Source organism: Aliiglaciecola sp. 3_MG-2023 (assembly GCF_030548205.1).
Classification (GTDB): Bacteria; Pseudomonadota; Gammaproteobacteria; order Enterobacterales; family Alteromonadaceae; genus Aliiglaciecola.
This window is the reverse complement of sequence record NZ_JAUORV010000010.1, coordinates 99,972-118,582: the sequence shown is the minus strand read 5'-3', so window position 1 is coordinate 118,582 and position 18,611 is coordinate 99,972. Positions and strand designations below refer to the sequence as shown.

At 41.0% G+C, this 18,611-nt stretch carries 8 protein-coding genes; 6 read left to right on the top strand and 2 right to left on the bottom strand.

Going from position 1 to position 18,611, the window contains the following annotated elements; genetic code table 11:
• Positions 1–2 precede the first annotated feature (2 nt).
• Positions 3–563 (bottom strand): hypothetical protein, encoded by a 561-nt coding sequence (locus Q4574_RS12865; RefSeq protein WP_303474543.1) that lies wholly within the window; start codon positions 561–563, stop codon positions 3–5.
• 368 nt (positions 564–931) lie between these two features.
• Between Q4574_RS12865 and Q4574_RS12860 the strand changes: the two genes are divergently transcribed.
• The 4 genes from Q4574_RS12860 to Q4574_RS12845 all read left to right on the top strand — a co-directional run bounded on the left by Q4574_RS12860 (position 932) and on the right by Q4574_RS12845 (position 12,599).
• Positions 932–3,070, top strand: a complete 2,139-nt coding sequence (locus Q4574_RS12860) for a S8 family peptidase (RefSeq protein ID WP_303474542.1) — start codon at positions 932–934, stop codon at positions 3,068–3,070.
• Positions 3,071–3,245: 175 nt separating this feature from the next.
• Entirely contained in the window at positions 3,246–7,799 is a 4,554-nt protein-coding gene (locus Q4574_RS12855) for a hybrid sensor histidine kinase/response regulator (RefSeq protein WP_303474541.1), read from the top strand.
• On the top strand, positions 7,789–9,558 hold the full coding sequence (locus Q4574_RS12850) for an EAL domain-containing protein (RefSeq protein ID WP_303474540.1): 1,770 nt from the start codon (positions 7,789–7,791) through the stop codon (positions 9,556–9,558). The genes Q4574_RS12855 and Q4574_RS12850 overlap by 11 nt, the downstream gene beginning before the upstream one ends.
• Before the next feature lie 11 nt (positions 9,559–9,569).
• Positions 9,570–12,599 (top strand): sigma 54-interacting transcriptional regulator, encoded by a 3,030-nt coding sequence (locus Q4574_RS12845; protein ID WP_303474539.1) that lies wholly within the window; start codon positions 9,570–9,572, stop codon positions 12,597–12,599.
• A gap of 6 nt (positions 12,600–12,605) precedes the next feature.
• On the opposite strand, the gene Q4574_RS12840 is transcribed toward Q4574_RS12845, so the two are convergent.
• Positions 12,606–14,675: a response regulator gene (locus Q4574_RS12840; RefSeq protein WP_303474595.1), complete on the bottom strand. Its 2,070-nt coding sequence runs from the start codon at positions 14,673–14,675 to the stop codon at positions 12,606–12,608.
• A 625-nt stretch (positions 14,676–15,300) separates the two neighbouring features.
• On the opposite strand from Q4574_RS12840, the gene Q4574_RS12835 reads away from it, so the two are divergent.
• Positions 15,301–16,209 carry a VacJ family lipoprotein gene (locus Q4574_RS12835; RefSeq protein WP_303474538.1) on the top strand — a complete coding sequence of 303 codons (909 nt, stop codon included), beginning with the start codon at positions 15,301–15,303 and terminating at the stop codon, positions 16,207–16,209.
• Complete coding sequence (locus tag Q4574_RS12830; RefSeq protein ID WP_303474537.1) at positions 16,199–18,604, top strand: RND family transporter; 2,406 nt, start codon at positions 16,199–16,201, stop codon at positions 18,602–18,604. The genes Q4574_RS12835 and Q4574_RS12830 overlap by 11 nt, the downstream gene beginning before the upstream one ends.
• Positions 18,605–18,611: the final 7 nt, after the last annotated feature.

Below are 18,611 nucleotides of genomic sequence, written 5' to 3'. Positions count from 1 at the left end.
CTTTAATTAACAGGCTTGTGGCTCTTATGGAATATATTGATGTTCACAAAACAGGTATCGTTATGTAATTCACGATCAATGTTCGGGTCAAAACAGTCGATATTTTCGCCTTCCCTATTTGTGTCGTGGTTTTTTGCAAAACGCGCGGTACCATCATCTTCCAGTACTATTAAATCGCTTAAAAAGTAATCTGAAAGAATGGCTATGGCGGTTGGACGTTGTTCACTTTCTAAAAAGCGGCTAGTCTCGTAAACGACAAAGTAAGGATGTCCTTCTTCAGCAAAGCCCATTACAGTGTACTTTCCATGTCGTGAAAAGCCCCAAAACCAACTAACGGCAACATCGCCTTTAATCACTTCTAGAAGCACAGGAAAGCGATCTTTTTCGCGTTTATACAATACGAGATCATTCACCGGAAAATGCTCAGATTGAGTAGACAGTGAACAAATTTCTATATCTTTGAGGGGCTGAGGAATACAGGTTACAGGGAATGAGCTAGCATCAGCGATCCCATAATTCGACGTAAGCAAGGTGAGTATGAATAAACCAAAACGTAGTTGCATAGTTATTTTTATTTTCAAGGAATAAGGTTCATTAAACACGACAAGTTTAATAAATAATAGTCATCGAGATTAACTGCAATGATATTTCTGATGAGTATAGGCAAGCTTATGGATGGATAAGAAGTCGTTCAAACTCGCTATTTTTAATAATATTTGAAAAATATGATTGCAAATATTGGTTTGTGGCTCCATTTTTTACAGTCATTATTTTCTTTTTGGTTGCGTTCATAATTTTCACATTAGACTAAAGGCTAATGAAAATGGCGCTTTAATCATTGGCACGCCAATTGCTTTGAATGGAAAGTTACGGAACCTGCTATTGGTGTGCAACACCATTTCATGCATGGAAACACAAAGAGATAATTAATATGAAACTACACAAAAGAAGTACTTTCGCAGTTTTAGTCAGTGGTTTGTTAAGCTTTTCAACATTTAATGCTAGTGCTGCTAGCAGTGGGCTATTAGGTCTAGATCTTGATAGCGTGGCTGACTTAACAGATGTGTCTGCCCTCACAACCTCATTAGGTTTACCTGAAGTGCCTGTCATTGACAGTATCCTTTCAATGGACAATGAAATTTTAATCCAGGGTGGTGATATTGCTGTAGTCAACGATTTGGTTAACTTGGTAGGCGGGATTGTAACCCATGAATTACCCCTCGTTGACGGTATTGGCGTGCGAGTTTCTGATTTACAATTGGAATTGTTAAAGAGCTTTCCGGCGTTGATAACCATTACTGAGAACCAGCCTCTTTTTACTGCTGGTGCCCTTGATAATTGTCAGGTATATGGAAGTCATGTTGTTGACTTAGAGCGAAAAAAGGTTAGTTGGAATTTATACAACGCCCGTGACATGCAAACAAATGTTGATGAGATGAAATTTACCTGGCCCACAAGCCTAGGCAATGTTACTTCGGTTAAATTTAATGGAAGCACTGTATTTTGGAGCTTCTTTGGACGCCAAAATGGTGAGTTAACACTGGACTCCTCTTGGTTAAGTCGTTACGCAAAAATGAATGCGTATGATGATGCAAAAGTAGAATTAACCTTTGCTCGTAGTGGTGCTGAAAATTATCAACAAAACGACTTTTCAATGAATGTTTCCTTTACCCAAAATTGTGATCGTGAATTAGTTAAAGGCTATGATACTCAAGCAAATGAAGGGGACAGCAACAGTTATTACGTTAACACTATAGGGGCTAACGAGCTTCATGAAGATGGCATTACAGGGAAAGATATAACTGTCGCTGTTATTGATAGTGGGGCTTGGGCTGACCATAAAGCGTTAAAAAACGATACTGATAATAACCCTCGAATTACAGCCGCATTTGACGCAATTGAAAATCAAGAAATGCAAGCTGAAGATATGACTGATGAGAATAGTCATGGTACGCATATTTCAGGGATAATCGCTAATAGTGACTACGCAGTGGTTGATGGCCAAATGCGCAATTATTATCAAGGTGTCGCCCCTGATGCAAATCTAGTCGTTATCAAAGCCTTTTATGAAGATGGTCACAGCACATATTTGGATGCACTTCGTGCTATTCAATATGTTTCTGATCATCATGAAGAGCTGAATATTCGCGTAGTCAATTTATCTTTTGGTGCGCCACCTCGCTCGAATTATTGGGCAGATCCAATTAACCAAGCCATTATGAAGCTATGGGAAAAAGATATTGTAGTTGTGACCTCAGCAGGTAACACCGGACCTGCGGCAATGACTATTGGCGTACCTGCTAATGTTCCTTATGTTATTAGCGTGGGCGCTATCACTGATAATTACACCCAAGATAACCCTCATGATGACGAGTTACTTTCATTCTCTTCACAAGGTCCGACTCATGAAGCTTTTGTAAAGCCAGATTTAGTTGCCCCAGGTGGTCATATATTTAGTTTAGCCAGTGAAGATATGTATATGCCGAATAAATTCCCACAATATATGGTTGGAAATGATCGGTTTATTATGTCGGGTACATCGCAAGCGTCAGGCGTGGTAAGTGGAATTGTCGCTTTGATGCTACAAAATGATCCGAGTCTGAGTGCAAACGATGTGAAGTGTCGCTTAATGAGCAGCACTACCATGGCACAGTTATCAAATGGCAAGCTTGCATACAGTCCTTTCCAACAGGGTTCGGGTAGTGTTAATGCCGTTAAAGCCGTTGAATCGACAGCCACAGGGTGTGCAAACAATGGTATGGATATCGCCGCCGACTTAAGTGGTGAACAACACTATATGGGCGCAGCTCGTAAAGATGAAGACGGCAATTATTACATCCAAGGGTTCGAATTTGAACTTTGGGAAGAAGCGTTCATATGGGAAGAAGCGTTCATCTGGGAAGAGGCATTCATTTGGGAAGAAGCGTTTATCTGGGAAGAGGCATTCATTTGGGAAGAAGCGTTCATCTGGGAAGAGGCATTCATCTGGGAGGAAGCGTTCATCTGGGAAGAAGCATTCATCTGGGAAGAAGCTTACGTAAACCAAGAAAACTTCTTACCGCAAGAATAAATCTGAACACATAATACTCTTAGCCCCTCAAGGTTCAGCTTTGCAGGGGCTAAGTCATTTTTAAACCATTAGGAGTATAATAAATAAGGATTTTTTACAGGTATTGTGTGCATTTTATTGGCATCGTTAATTTGTTAGGTTAACCTAGGTTAAAAACAAAGCGTCGTGAAGAAGTATGGTCAGCAAAAGACTATTTTATTATTTATTTTTCCTGTTAATAAGCAGTAGCGCTACTGCTGACGACTCTCCTAATTTCTATTTTTCTTCTGCAGATTTAACCACTCAATTAACCCAAAAAACCGTGCGTCAGATATACCATGATAGTACTGGCTATTTGTGGATAGTGACTCAAGAAGGCATTAATCGATACGATGGTTATCAAATGTTGCATTTCGTCCATGAGCCTCGCAACGATAACTCCCTTAGTAGTAGCAACGTATTCGCGGTACTAGAAGATCATAAAAAGCGTTTGTGGATAGCCACTGATGGCGGTGGACTAAACTTATTTAATGCGGCTAAACAAACATTTACCCCATGGAAAGAGGCTGGTAGTCACTCTGCCAATGCGCCTTCATCGAATCGAATTCTCAGTTTGTTCTTAGACTCACAAAATTATATTTGGATTGGTTATCGTAACGGCAATTTCAGCCGGTTTAATCCCGATGACCAAACCTTTGAACATTTTAATATGCGCGAGCTAGTACCTGAACTAAAAAAAGATGCGGGTATTGTGTCTATCGTTGAAGATGAAAAATTCCTTTGGCTGGCATCTAGCGAGAATGGTTTGTTTAAATTTAATAAACAAAGCCGTGCTATGGAGCGACTCTACTCGGGATCTACAACACCATTTTTTAGCGATTCTTTGAAACATCTGTTTGTTGATAAACAGCAACGTTTGTGGGTAGCCAGTGCGGATGCAGGGGTTAGCGTAGCTGATCCGCAGAAACTCAATTTTACCAATTGGCAACATGACTTAGAGCAGACAGATAGTCTACCTTCAAATCTAGCGCAAACAATTTATCAAGATCGCCAACAACGAATTTGGATTGGTACCGATGCTGGCGTCGCCCTTTGGGACGGTGTCAATAGTTTTCATACTTTCTCTACAGCGGATGGGTTAAGTGATAACAACACTCTATCAATCCAGCAAGACTCTACCGGATTAATTTGGCTGGGTACCTTAAATGGTATTACCAAAAGTCTTGAGGTGCCGTTTGAACATATTGATAAGGGTTTAAGCAACAACGCTGTTTTAGGCTTTGCAGAGACTTTTTCCAGCAATGGGGAACCAACTATTTGGATAGCAAGCTATAGCGGTCTGACGCAATTGGATAGCAATAGGGAAGTGAAACAGATCATTAACAAGGAAACGCAAACCTCGTTGCGCGACGCCAGAGTGACGGCTGTTCTAGGGGAAAATAATCTGTTGTGGTTTGGTACCCGCCGTGCTGGATTAGGTCGGCTTAACGTCGACAATAATCAAATTGAATTCTTTTCCCACGATCCTGAAAACCCTACTAGCTTGAGCTTTAACGGTGTGACCAGTGTTTTTTCTGATAGAGCTGGCAATTTATGGGTAGGAACCTTTGGTGGTGGTTTGAATTACTTGCCCGCAGGCAGTGACCAATTTGTACACTATCGATACGATGAAAATGATCCCACCAGCCTAAACAGCGATCGCGTTTTAGCGGTATATCAACTTTTAGACGGTACTATTGTGGTGGGGACAGTATCTGGTTTCAATTTGCTTGACCCGTCAGGTGAAAAGTTTCAACGTATTGAACAAGACCCAGATTCCATCGATAGCTTATCTGCGTCTATGGCTTGGGCATTTTATCAAGATAGTAAAGGGCAATTATGGGTTGGTACCCAAGGTGGCGGTTTAAATAAATGGTCGCCTGAAGATATGCAGGCATTCAACAATCGTTTCACTCAGTACGACAATTTTAGCGGTCTTCCCAGCAGTCATGTCTACGCTATTTTAGAGGATGACAAACAAAATCTGTGGCTTGGGAGCCCTGCTGGGCTAACTCGGTTAAATGCAGAGACAGGAAAGATAAGACACTTTGACCGCTCTCAAGGGTTTAAAGAAAGCGAAGTAAATTGGGGGGCCAGTTTTAAGGATAGCCAAGGCTATATGTATTTTGGGGGCCCCACAGGCGCAATTCGTTTTCATCCTGAGAATATTAAAGATAGCGAAATCGTTCCCCCTGTGGTGGTAGTGAGGATTAAAAAGCTGAATGAACAAGTATGGTTTGATGTGCCGTATCAGCAATTGCAGGAACTTGAATTAGATTACAAAGATTATTTTATTTCCTTCGAGTTTGCCTCTCTGGATTTTAATGCACCCGGACTTAACGAATATCGATATAAATTGGAAGGCTTTGATTCAGACTGGATTGAACTCGAAAACCGTCGTTTAGCGACTTTTACCAACTTACCGGCGGGCAATTACACATTACGAGTACAGGCAAGTAACAACCAAGGTTTGTGGAATAAAGAAGGGATTGTACTGCCAATCAATGTGCTTCCTCCACCTTGGAAGACAGTTTGGGCTTACAGTATTTATTTCTTAATTGTGTTGCTGATTGTGCTGAATACAATTTGGCGATACCGAAGTAAGCGTTTGGCTGAAATTCAACAACTTATAGATCTGGAAGAAAAAGTTGAAGAGCGCACCAAAGAACTACGACATGCTAATGCGCAACTTGAAACCAGTATGCAAGAAACCGAAAAAGCACGGGAATTAGCGGAACAGGCTAGCAAAGAAAAAAGTGATTTCTTAGCCATTATGAGTCATGAAATTCGTACTCCAATGAATGGTGTACTGGGTATGACGGAAGTGTTGTTAAGCTCTGAGTTAAAACCAAAACAACAACATTTTGCGCAACTCGTTTATCGTTCTGGGCGATTGCTACTGGATTTGCTGAATAATATTTTAGACTTTTCAAAACTGGAAGCGGGTAAAGCGACCTTAGAATCAGTACCGGTTAATCTTGAGGCTTTAGTCGAGGAAGTGTGTGATTTATTTAGTGAATCGGCATATAACAAAGGTCTCTTCGTTAACGCTATTTTGTCTCCAGAACCGCTTCCTGAGGTTTATGCTGATCCTGCAAGATTGCGCCAAATCATTGCTAATCTAACCAGTAATGCAATTAAGTTTACCGAGCATGGAGAAGTCAATGTAAGCATTAGACGAGTGCCTTGTTATCACCCTCATAATCCATCAACAGAGCAAGCAAGCGAGATGAGTGGTTTTGAGATAAAGATTCAGGATACTGGTATCGGTATGGCACCCGATAGACAGCAAAAAGTGTTTGAAATGTTTACTCAGGCTGATGCCTCAACTACCAGAAAATACGGAGGGACGGGTTTAGGTTTAGCGATTTGCCGTCAACTTACTACATTGATGGGGGGCAACATTGATGTGCAGTCTACTTTAGGGGAAGGCAGTGCGTTTACGCTGGAAGTGGACTTGCCAATTTCTCAAAATACGATAACTTCAGAGCTAGTTGAATCTTCTTTTCCAACGGTACACTTGGTTAATCTTAGAGGAGGTTTAGGCCTTGCTTTAACGAATATGTTGGCCAAATTAGGGGCCAAAGCAGTACATGTGCAACGGGTTAACAGCCAACTGGCATCCGCTAAAAATGGTTTATGGATCAGTCTAAGTGAGTATGAAACTGACATACTGAACGCGCAAATTCCATTGCAGAAATGGATTTGCTTATTGCCCTCTTCACAATGGCAGGAAAACGATAATCGCAATATATTACCATTACCCATTCACTTAAAGGATTTACAGGATAGCTTGCATAAAGCCCTCGGTGTTAAAACCATCGAGCGACAACAAGGTAATAGCGAATACCCTAATCACCAAAAATTTAACGCTAATATTCTGGTGGCAGAAGATAGCTTAACCAATCAGGAAGTCGCGAAAAGCATGTTAGCCATGCTGGGTTGTGAAGCATGGTTAGCCGATAATGGTGCTGAAGCGGTTGAGCAAATCAATTTAAGTCAGCCTGATTTAGTCTTAATGGATTGCCAAATGCCAATTATGGACGGATATCAGGCCACCACCGAGATCAGGAAAAATTGGCCAGATATTCCCATAGTCGCACTCACAGCAGGCATGGGCGATGATCTGCGTCAACAGTGTTTGGGTGTGGGTATGAATGACGTGATGACTAAGCCTTTCTCATTACGGGAACTGGAACAGACATTGACTCGCTTTTTAGGGGGAACCTCACAACCTCTAGCCACTGAACCTCAGCAGAACAGCAGTGAGGAGTTTGCTAGCCAAGGGCTGGAAACACAAGATAGTCGTGCTCAAGTAGAACTTAGGGACAGTACTGAAGAGGATCCAGAAACAGAGCTAATTGATACAGCAACTGTAGATACCTTGTTAAAAATCAGTCAAGATACGGGCAATCCAGTGTTTATTAGAGTTTTGGATGCGTTTATCCAAGAAGCTGAGAAGTTAATTGCACAGCTGTTCGAGCAAGTGAACAGTCCGCAAATGAATTTGCATCAAATCGAAGAAATTGCACACGCGTTAAAATCAATGTCTGGAAACTCCGGTGCTAAGGCTTTGTATGAAATATGTCGTGAGTTAGAAAGCAAATCAAAGCAACAGGAATCGGAAGGAGTCGAGACTTTAGCTGAAAATATACAAGCAACTTTTAAACTAAGTTGCGAGAAGTTGGAGACCTTTAGAAATGTTAGTTGAATCGAAAATTAAGGTTCTGGTCAGTGACGATGATCTCACCGCGAGAATTTTAATGAAAGAAACACTAACAAGTGACTCTATTGAAGTGTTGGAAGCGGAAAATGGAAGACGGGCTTTGGAGCAATTTCAAACCCATTCACCTTCACTGGTTTTATTAGATGTTTCCATGCCCGAAATGAATGGCTTTGAAGTGTGCGAAAAAATTCGGAGTCTGGAAAACGGTGAACATGTTCCTATTATTATGGTTACCGGATCTGACGACCTTGAATCTATTCATCGTTCTTACGCCGTAGGAGCGACAGACTTCATTGCTAAACCCATAAAGTGGCCCATATTAGGAGAGCGCGTTAAATATATCCTAAGAGCGAGTCAAGCTTTTGCAGATTTAGTCGTACAGCAAAAAGAGCTTCACCAACTTGCGTTTTATGATTCTCTGACTGGATTACCTAATCGCCAATACTTAATGCAAGATTTGCAGCGATATCTTGCATTAGCTCGGCGAAAACAACATCAAGCTGCAATGTTGTTTATCGATCTTGATAGGTTTAAACGTATTAACGATACCATGGGGCACAGTAATGGTGACAAATTGTTGCGTAAAGTGGCCCATCGATTACAAACTAACTTACGAGACAGTGATGTGTTTGTGCGAGTAGGAGAGGATGTTTCTGCAAATCAAACACAGCTTTCCAGCTTTGGCGGTGATGAGTTTACAATATTTTTAAACCAGTTAAATAGTGCCAATGAAGCGACTTTAGTGGCTGAAAGGGTGATTCGTAGTTTCAGTAAACCTTTCCAACTTGAGCAATTTGAAGTCGTTATAACTCCTAGTATTGGTATCTCCATGTTTCCTAATGATGGGGAAGATGCTGAAACCTTGCTTAAAAACGCAGACACGGCAATGTATTCGGCGAAACAGGCGGGTCGTTGTTGCTATAAGTTTTATCGCGACTCAATGAATGCCAAAGCCGCTGCTCGCTTGCAGTTAGAGCAAGATTTACGTCAAGCCCTCGATAACAATGAGATTGTTCCTTTTTATCAGCCCCAAGTCTGTGCGCAAACTGGACAGATAATTGGAGTTGAAGCGTTAGTACGTTGGTTACCCGCGCAAGGTGGAATGATTCCACCCGATGAATTTATCGCAATTGCCGAAGAAACCGGCTTGATTAATGTGTTGGGGCAACTTGTTCTTGAACAAAGCTGTTTACAAGCTAAAGCGTGGTTAACACAAGATACACCGGTTCGAGTTGCGGTGAATGTTTCAGGACATCAGTTTAAACAGCATAATTTCACGGAAATTGTCGCCCAAGCGCTTCGTAAGAGTGGCCTGCCAGCTTCACTATTGGAACTGGAATTGACTGAATCGGTGATAATGAGTGATGCAGAAGAGAATATCGCTAGGCTAATTGAATTAAAAACCCTGGGTGTAACGCTAGCGGTTGATGATTTTGGTACTGGCTATTCGTCCTTGAGTTATTTGAAAAAATTCCCTATCGATATATTAAAAATTGACCGCTCCTTTATGTGCGATTTGGACTCAGCACCTGATGATGTGGCAATAGTGGAAGCCATTTTAGCCCTTGCTGAGAGCCTAAATTTGGGGGTGATCGCTGAGGGAATCGAAGATGCGGGACAAATTGAAATATTGAAAAATAGTCAACATTTACTGTTACAAGGCTATTTATTCTCAAGACCTTTGGCTGCAGAATATATCGCGCCATTGCTAACTCAGAATTTTAGTCACCTGATGCATCAATAAGAATAAAAATAATGAAACTCTCTCGTCATCATGCGAATGTTCAACAAAATAACAACATCATCACACTTTTTGTAGATGGTGATTTGGCTCAAGACACAGAGTACCAGCATAGCATAGCCTCGATTCAGCAGACTTTTGCTTCTCATTATGATCTCGTTGTTTCCAGTTTGCACAGAGATAATTTATACCCTTCGATGTTAATACTTTGTCAGGATCACGCCCACGCAGAGTCTCTGACAGAGCGTTGCAATTTGCATAGCCAACGCGTCTTTTGGTTATTTCAACAACCTATTCAATTTCCCACAGAACCGTTGGTTAAAGGCCAATGGTATTTAGATAGGGAACAACCACAAACTGTGCTGCCCGTGTTGTCGCTATTGCAACAACAGTCTCTAGCAGACAAAGGTTTAGCGCGTAGTGAGCGCAAACTATCGATGTTAACTGAGTGTCTTGGTGAAATGTCGATGACCTTAAATTCTGATGGTCGTATAGTGGAAATCAATGCCCCTCTTTTAGAGGAGATGGCTGATTCTGGACCAATAGCAATGGGTCAAGAGCTGTTTTCTTGTTTGAATATACCTTCGTCTATTGCTAAACGCAGAATGTTACAGATTTTAACCGATATGAGTCGTACCCATTCGATGACTAGATTACCGCCTTTTCCGGTAAAATTGAAAAATGCGGTAGTGATGCTAGACGGTTTTGTCGGCCCGTTACACCACGATGAAACCTTATTGATTTTTCGTCAAGTCGCCAGTTGGCAGACTCAGGAATGGTTAGAACAAAGTGTAGCAAAAAATGCACCTGTTACCCTTTTACTTATAAACCCCGACGATTTCGCTGCGTTTAATCAGCAGTACGGTCGCGAAATGGGGGATCAAGCCTTAGCTGAAATTATTCAATGTATGTCTGGTTTATTACGAACAGCCGATTTTGCTAGTCGATTTAGTGGGGCCGTTTTCGCTGCACATTTGCCTGATACAAATGAACAGCAAGGGCAAGTTTTAGCATCGCGGATGCGTGAAATGCTCAGGCAAAAACGCTTTTCAGATAAAAAGGTGAATTTGGATTTTAGTTTTGGGTTAGCCACCATTGAGTCAGAAGAGCAACTCAATGAACAGTCGCCACTTGAACTTTTTCGTCGAGCCAACGCGGCGCTGCAAGCAGCAAGGAGTATTGGCGGCGGAACCTTGGTTTGCTGGCAGCCAAAATTCGATGCCAACATACTGGCGAATATGGACCGCATGAGTGGTAAATTTTCAGATGCCTCAGACGAAGACTTTAAGCTCATGACTTTACAGTGGGATGTTATTCGTATTGTCGGCAACACCCATGACTTGCAAAGCTTTTCAGATCAGGTGTGTCATCTGCTAAGTGCCGGGATGCTGACTGTTTTTGCTGGACTCTATGTAAATAAAGGTGGGGCATTGCTCAACTTGTCTTGTAAGGCTAGTGAAATGACCGGCGATGTCAATGAAGTCCATCAATGGGTAACGTCTAATATTTCCATTGAGCGTTTAGTTGATTCTGCAGAAACAGCTTCCTATAAAAAGTTACATAAACTGAATACCACCCAAGCTCAAAGTGTCGTTCCTCTTGTTACGCGGGGAAATTGTCAGGGAGCAGTGGTATTGCGATGGCCTTTGCAACAGCAAGCTGTCGCGGAAAAATACACCGAGTTGCTGCAACAGGTATCTGCGAATCTTGGTGCAGCAATAGAGCGAATTTTATTGTTGGAGCAAACACAAAAACCAATAGAACATCAAGCGGTGGGAGAAACAAGCGAGCACGCGTTTCTATTTGAATCGGCGGCGATGCGAACGTTGATGCAGCAAGTTCAACTAGTTGCGCCAACCGATGCTTCGGTTTTGTTGATTGGTGACTCGGGAACAGGTAAAGAAGTGGTTGCCAAGCAAGTTCATACTCACAGTATGCAACCCGACAAACCCTTTATTACGGTAGATTGCAGTACAATTGTTAGCCATCTGATTGAAAGTGAACTCTTTGGTCATAGAAAAGGTGCGTTTACAGGCGCGACCAGTGATCAACCTGGCAAAATTGCCCAAGCCGATGGCGGTACTTTATTTCTAGACGAAGTCGGTGAGTTGCCCCTCGACATACAATCAAAGCTATTACGTTTCGTCCAGGAAAAAACCTTTGTGGCCGTAGGCGATCAAAGGGTTCGAAAGGTTGATGTAAGGTTGGTATTAGCAACCAATCGCAATTTGTCGGATGAAGTGGAAGCAGGCCGCTTCCGGGCAGACCTATATTATCGAATCAATGTTTTTACGTTAAATTTACCGCCATTGAACCAGCGTGGAGATGATGCTTTGCTTTTAGCTCGGCATTTCTTGAAAAAATTTAGTCAACAATACAACAAGCAAATTAGCGATATCTCATTGGCGGCCGTGGATAAAATACGAGGCTACAATTGGCCTGGTAATATCAGAGAACTCAGAAACTGTATTATGCGCGCAGCGATAACCTGTCCTGGTGGTTCTTTAGAACCTGAGCATTTGAATATACAAGATCAGTCTACCTATCTAGCCCCGTCAATAGGCTCATCTTCTGAGCATCCTGCTCAATCTAACGAAACAGTTCAACCCAATGATGAAGAATTATTGCAGGCTATGTCGAACTTATTTGATAAAGCCGTTACTGTGGTTATTCAGCAGTCTGTGCCGTTTGCCGTTAGTCTATGGTTAGAAAAGCAATGGATTGAGTTGTGTTTACAAAAGTGGGGCACCCTTTATCAAGTGGCGCTTAAAGTTGAGCAGTCAGAATCAACCTTGAGAAGACGCTCATCAAAATTGAAAAACATCAATATAGATCATCCCCAGTTAGAAAATTTAACGGCTGATTGCACGGCCTTGCTTGAGCGTTTTCTTGAACGGGATACAGCCTCTACAATATGGCCTAGATTAGAGTCTATATTGCATTCAAATGTGGTGCGGCAACAAATAACTCAGCAACTAAAAGCCAGACTATTAGATGTAACTCAACCAACGTTACGAAAAATAACCCAGCAATACTTAACGTGAATTCCCTCAATCTTTTAAGTACTTTTGGATCATGGTAATTAGTGACACTTTATCAATGGGTTTAGAGAGAAAGTCAGTCATCCCCGCATTTTTACACTTTTCTCTGTCCTCTACGTAAGCGTTAGCGGTGAGAGCTATAATGGGTTTAGTAAAGTTTAACTCCGCTTTTAACTTGCCCGTTGCGGTTAAGCCATCCATTACGGGCATTTGCAAGTCCATCAATATCAGGTCAAATTCTTCAAAAATGCATGCGTTAATGGCTTTTTCACCGTCGCCGACTATCGAAACATCGTAGCCTGCGGTTTCTAGCATCGTTTTCACTACCTCTGCATTTATTTCATTGTCTTCTGCGACTAAGATTTTAAACTTGTTTTGAGGTTGTACGATATTTGAACCTTGGCGCAAATGAATTTTTTGTAATTGTCGCAAATCAACTTCGAGTTCTTGTCTGAGGATAGGTTTCCCATGGGTACGCCATATTACTCTTCTCACATCATCAGAACATTCTAGGTGTTCAATCATCGCCGATACTAAAATAATATAGGGCAGTTTGTCTGTGTTTCGGTTAACGAGTTCTTCAATTAAATCTACACCCGTCAAATCTGGCATAGATAAATCGACGATTAAAACATCGAATTCAGTATCGTCGACCTTTAAAAATTCCCTAGCTGAATCGAAAGACGATGTCACCAAGCCTTGTTGCTCAGCAATATGTTGAATATATTCTCGACTGGTGATTAAGTCATCCACTACCGCACATTTTAAATGAACTTCCGGATCGATGTTTTCAATTTTTTCATGATCTATTTCAATGGGGATGGATAATGTAAAGCAACTACCTTTGTCTATTTCACTACTTACCTGAAGTTTACCTTTCATTAAATCAGTCAATTGTTTGCTTATAGCTAAGCCCAGCCCAGAACCACCAAATAGTCTTGTTGTTGATTGTTCTGCTTGCTCAAACTTATTAAAAATAGACGCTAGTTTTTGCTGTTCAATGCCAATTCCGGTGTCCTTGACGTTAATCGACAACCAGTATTTTTTGTTTTCAATTTTCACCCCAGCAGTGAGTGTGACTGTTCCGGCTTCAGTAAACTTGATGGCATTATTTAATAGGTTGTGCATGATTTGTGACAGGCGAGTGGGGTCACTTATGATGCGAGTAGGCAGACTTGTGGTCTTTCGAAAATCGAACGTTAAGTTTTTTATTCGACAGTTTGCCGATTGCACAGAAGATACATCATCGAATAGTTGGATTAAATCGAAAGACGTTCTCTCAATACGCAACTTGCCCGCTTCAATTTTAGACAGGTCGAGTACATCATTAATCAGTACTAATAATTGTTTTCCGGCACTTTTGGCTTTTTTTAGATAATCGTTGCTTTTGTTCGGGTTATCTATCGCCAGCTCTATCATGCCAAACAGCCCATTCATCGGGGTGCGCAGTTCATGGCTCATGCTGGCAAGGAATTCAGATTTTGCTTTGTTCGCCTCGTTTGCTTGCTGTTCTGATTTTTCAGATTGACGCAAGGCTTCACGAAGAGAGGCCATGGAGGTTTTTATTTTTGTTTCCATGGGGTGGAAAATTAGCAGCGCTTCAAGCACTAGTAGTATGAGCGTAAATAACCACAATCCTAATTCTATGTTCTCAACTCGCTCGACTCGTTCTCTGGCATCTAATTCAAACTCTTGTACGACTTTGTCTAAGTAAAAAAGCAGCTCGTCTGTTTGATTTGCATTAAAGTCTGCAGGAACCAATCCGCAGCTCTCATTTTGATTATTAAATTGCCGTGCTGCTGTTACATATTTTTGGGTCTTTGCATTTAACCCTGTTTCTCCAAAATATATTGCCCGTATTTTAGAAGGAAGCTTTGGCAGTTGAGTTAAATATGTTTGATTGCGCTCGAATTTTTCAATGGTGGATTGCAGCGTCTTATTTAATTCTGTCTGATTGGTTGGGCAGGTAGATAGGCGAGTGACAAAAAGCGCGATACGTTGGGATAGCATGCGCTGTTGACCCGCAATATTGACCACATAGGCATCATTCATTTGTGTTTTAAATATATACCGGAGCATCAACGCGGAAGTTGACACGGTAGCGCCCACCAGCAAAAGAGCCAGTATATATCGTATTCTTACACTTAAATGTTTATTAAATAAATTAATCAACAATGATAATGCTTGTTGTGGGAAGCGTTGCAGCTAGATTAAAGGGACTAGCGATAAATGCAATACTTAGTGAAGAATTTTATGCTAACAAGTTATTGAGTCTGCTATCACTAAAATGAAAAATACTGTTATTTAAATGAATAATAACCCTTTGAAAATAATTAAATAGTAAAAAAGAATCTGTAGTAATTTCTAATCTTGGGTAAGTTTTACACATTGTATTTTGGTGATTACTCGCTATTTTTATTCCTTACTTTTCCTAATCGACCAAGACAGCGACGATTTATTGATTTTCAGGTTATCCATGAATCATCTCTTCAATACAGTCCAAACACCTGATCTAGGCCGTTAGCTGCCATATGATCCTCTAGTTGTACTACCAGCGTACATCATTAAACAGCAAGTTTTCGTTAGCAAACCTGAGGTATCACATTGTTTGGCAGGTAAATTGCTCTTGCAAGATAGTTTGCTTCGCTAAAATTGACTGACGCATAACTGATTTACATACCTTCTATTTATATGAGAGCACATTATGTTGGATTCAAATAAGCTAAATCCATTAGACACATTTATTAAACACTGCTGTTTGATCAGTTTCCTGATTGTCAGTGGATGTAGTTCCAACAACGCTGAACAAGTTGCTACGACACCGTCCAATAACCAAGAAGTTGTTATTAACACTTCCCAAGGCGAGCAGGTATTGACGCCTACCGTGGTGACCTATGATCCTGTAACTTTTGAGGATCCTTTAGAGTCCATCAATCGGCCTATATTTGCTTTTAATGATGTCGTGTATCGATATTTCCTCATTCCTGTCAGTAAAGGCTACGATGCGGTAGTGCCAGATCCTGTGCAAACTGGTATCGGTAATTTTTTCAGTAATTTACGAGAGCCACTTAATTTATTAAACAATTTAGCCCAAGGCGAAGGGAAAAAATCAGGTACTAATCTGGGACGGTTCTTGATTAACTCGACGGTGGGGCTGTTGGGTTTATTTGACCCCGCAGATGCTTGGTTTGATATGCCTGACGAAACTGCCACCATTGGTGATACTTTAGCTTCCTATGATGTTGGTTATGGCAACTACCTCGTGTTACCAATACTTGGACAGTCGGATTTCAGAAATGCTTTTTCTACCATAGGTGAAAGCCTCCTTAGCCCTGTTCATATTATTTCTGACTCGCCAGAATCTACCTATTTACAAGGACTCGATGGATTCAATGACTTTGTTCCTACTGCGCCATCCTATGAAGAGTTGCGCTTGGAATCCGATGATCCCTACACATTTTTTAGAAACATGTACCTGCAAAGTGTAGAAAGGGACGCGCAATTTGATGGTGCGGTTCAACAACTTTCTCCATCGCCGGCAAACAGTGAAAAAAATCGTCATCAAGGCAAAAACGTAGATCATCAGCAGGAGACGAATAGCAGTGAAAAGTAACTTAGCACAACTGTTGATCCGCCAAAGTAAATGGATTTTGCTCACCTTTATTATATTAGGAGTAGTGTCTGCTTATTTTGCCCAACGCTTCCGCATTGATGCTTCTGCAGAGACTTTATTGGTCAAAGATAACCAGCTTTATATTCAGTCACAGATCATGAGCCAACAATTTTCACCTGATGAATTTATCTTGGTGGCTTACAAACCAAAAAATCATGACCTGTTTTCAGCTAAAACCTTTCAGCAAATTGAGCAACTCAGTGAAGCTTTCACAAACCTGCCTAGAGTCAAATCTGTGACGAATATTCTCAATGTTCCGCTGCTCAGCAATGCGAGTTCGTTGAATGCCGATTTGGATCCAAATCAATACAGTTGGCAATCTGTGAAATATTCACCCCAGCAAATGCAGCAGGTCTTTAAAGACCATCCTTTATTCACTGACTTGTTGGTAAATAAAGAGCAAACAGCGACAGCAATTCAAATTGTATTCGAAAAGAATCCGCAATTAGTTGAGATTCAGAATCAGATTATTAATATCCAAAAAAAAGCGCTGGAAAGGGAGTTAACCGAAAAAGAGCAGGAAGATGTATATGAGCTTAAAGCCCAGGCTGATCCTATTGAGCAAGAACTGAAAGTTCAGCGTAAACAAGAAATAGACAAGATTTATGAGATGACTCATGATTATCAGCAAGATGCCAATTTCTATTTAGGCGGAGCCTATGTCTTGGGTCAGCAGATGATTGATATTATTCAACGTGATCTCCTGTTGTTTGGCAGTGCCATTGGTATCGCCATTGTGGTGATGTTATTTGTTTTATTTCGTCGGATCCGCTGGGTGGTATTACCGGTGATTTCCTGTGGCTTAAGCGTGTTAATGACGGTGGGCATTTTTGGTTTATTGGATCTGCGAACCACGGTGATATCCTCTAATTTTATTGCTTTGCAGCTTATTCTCACTCTAGCAGTGATGATTCATTTAATTGTTGAATATCGACAGCTAGCTCAAAAGTATAATCAAGACAGCCAATCTCAGTTACTCGAAAAAACCCTAAAAAACAAGTTTAAGCCTTGTCTTTATGCTGGACTCACTACTTCTGTTGGCTTCGGCTCTTTACTGTTTAGCGGGATTCAACCGGTGGTGAGCTTTGGTTGGATGATGATAGTGGCCATGGGTATTTCAATTTTAGTTAGCTTGTTACTCTTTCCTGCATTTCTGTCTGTGTTATCCCATAAAGATGAAAGCGGTGAAAATAGAGTTACTCAATTTATCATTAAGGGCTTCACCGGCCTAAGTCTGAATTATGCGAAACCCATTGCGTTATTCAGTTTACTGCTGGTGGCTATATCTGTGGTTGGCATCACGCGATTGGATGTGGAAAACAGTTTTTTAAACTATTTTAAAGAATCAACGCAAGTTCGTCAGGAGTTGACCTTTATTGATCAAGAGTTTGGCGGCTCTACACCAATGGATGTGGTTTATACCATTCCACCTGAACAGCAGGATCAACAGTTAGCTTTAACGGCTGAATCAATTCAAAGCCTACAAAAAATACAAGCAGTGTTAACCAGTTTTGATGCCATGGGAAATGTAACCTCGGTATTTAATTTCACTGAATTAGCGATGGCAATAAATGATAACAAACCCCTTACCGAATACGAATTAACGGCAATCTATACTTTGCTGGATGAATCCCTTAAAGATAAATTGTTAGGTGCTTATTTTGATCCGGAAACAAACCAATTAAGAATCAGTACACGAATAAAAGACAGCACAAAAGAGTTTAACCGAGCTGAGTTTTTGCAGGATCTCAAAGCCGATATGCAAACAATTGGTATTGATGAACAAGACTACTTAGTTACCAACCTTTTTGTTCTTTACCAAGATATATTGCAGCGCTTGTTCAAGTCGCAAATACTGACCTTAGGATTCGTGTTTATTGCCTTGTTCTTAGTGCTTTTGGCAATATTTCGCTCCATAAAAATTGCCTTAATCGCTGTTATTCCTAACATATTAACGACCCTGAGTATTTTAGGTGTCATGGGACTACTCGGTATCCCATTGGATTTAATGACTATAACCATATCGGCCATAGCGATGGGGATTGCGGTGGATGATACTATTCACTTTATTCATCGTTATCTTGAAGCGGGCAAAAACCGTGAAGCTAAAGAAAACACAGCATCAGAGCACGCCATCATAGCTACCTTCAATAGCGTTGGTTATGCATTGTTGTTTACCACAACTATCATTACCTTGGGTTTTGCATTGCTGAGTTTTTCTGATTTTGTGCCGAGTATATTGTTTGGTCTGCTGACTGGGCTAGCAATGTTAATGGCGTTGTTAACCGACTCAACGTTGTTGCCGGTGTTACTCAAGCGCTTTGTAAAAAATTAGCTTAATA

Excerpts from the sequence above, each read along its gene's own strand:
- Q4574_RS12865 (WP_303474543.1), bottom strand. The coding sequence starts at position 563 with ATGCAACTACGTTTTGGTTTATTCATACTCACCTTGCTTACGTCGAAT.
- Q4574_RS12860 (WP_303474542.1), top strand. The coding sequence starts at position 932 with ATGAAACTACACAAAAGAAGTACTTTCGCAGTTTTAGTCAGTGGTTTG.
- Q4574_RS12855 (WP_303474541.1), top strand. The coding sequence starts at position 3,246 with ATGGTCAGCAAAAGACTATTTTATTATTTATTTTTCCTGTTAATAAGC.
- Q4574_RS12850 (WP_303474540.1), top strand. The coding sequence starts at position 7,789 with ATGTTAGTTGAATCGAAAATTAAGGTTCTGGTCAGTGACGATGATCTC.
- Q4574_RS12845 (WP_303474539.1), top strand. The coding sequence starts at position 9,570 with ATGAAACTCTCTCGTCATCATGCGAATGTTCAACAAAATAACAACATC.
- Q4574_RS12840 (WP_303474595.1), bottom strand. The coding sequence starts at position 14,675 with ATGCTCCGGTATATATTTAAAACACAAATGAATGATGCCTATGTGGTC.
- Q4574_RS12835 (WP_303474538.1), top strand. The coding sequence starts at position 15,301 with ATGTTGGATTCAAATAAGCTAAATCCATTAGACACATTTATTAAACAC.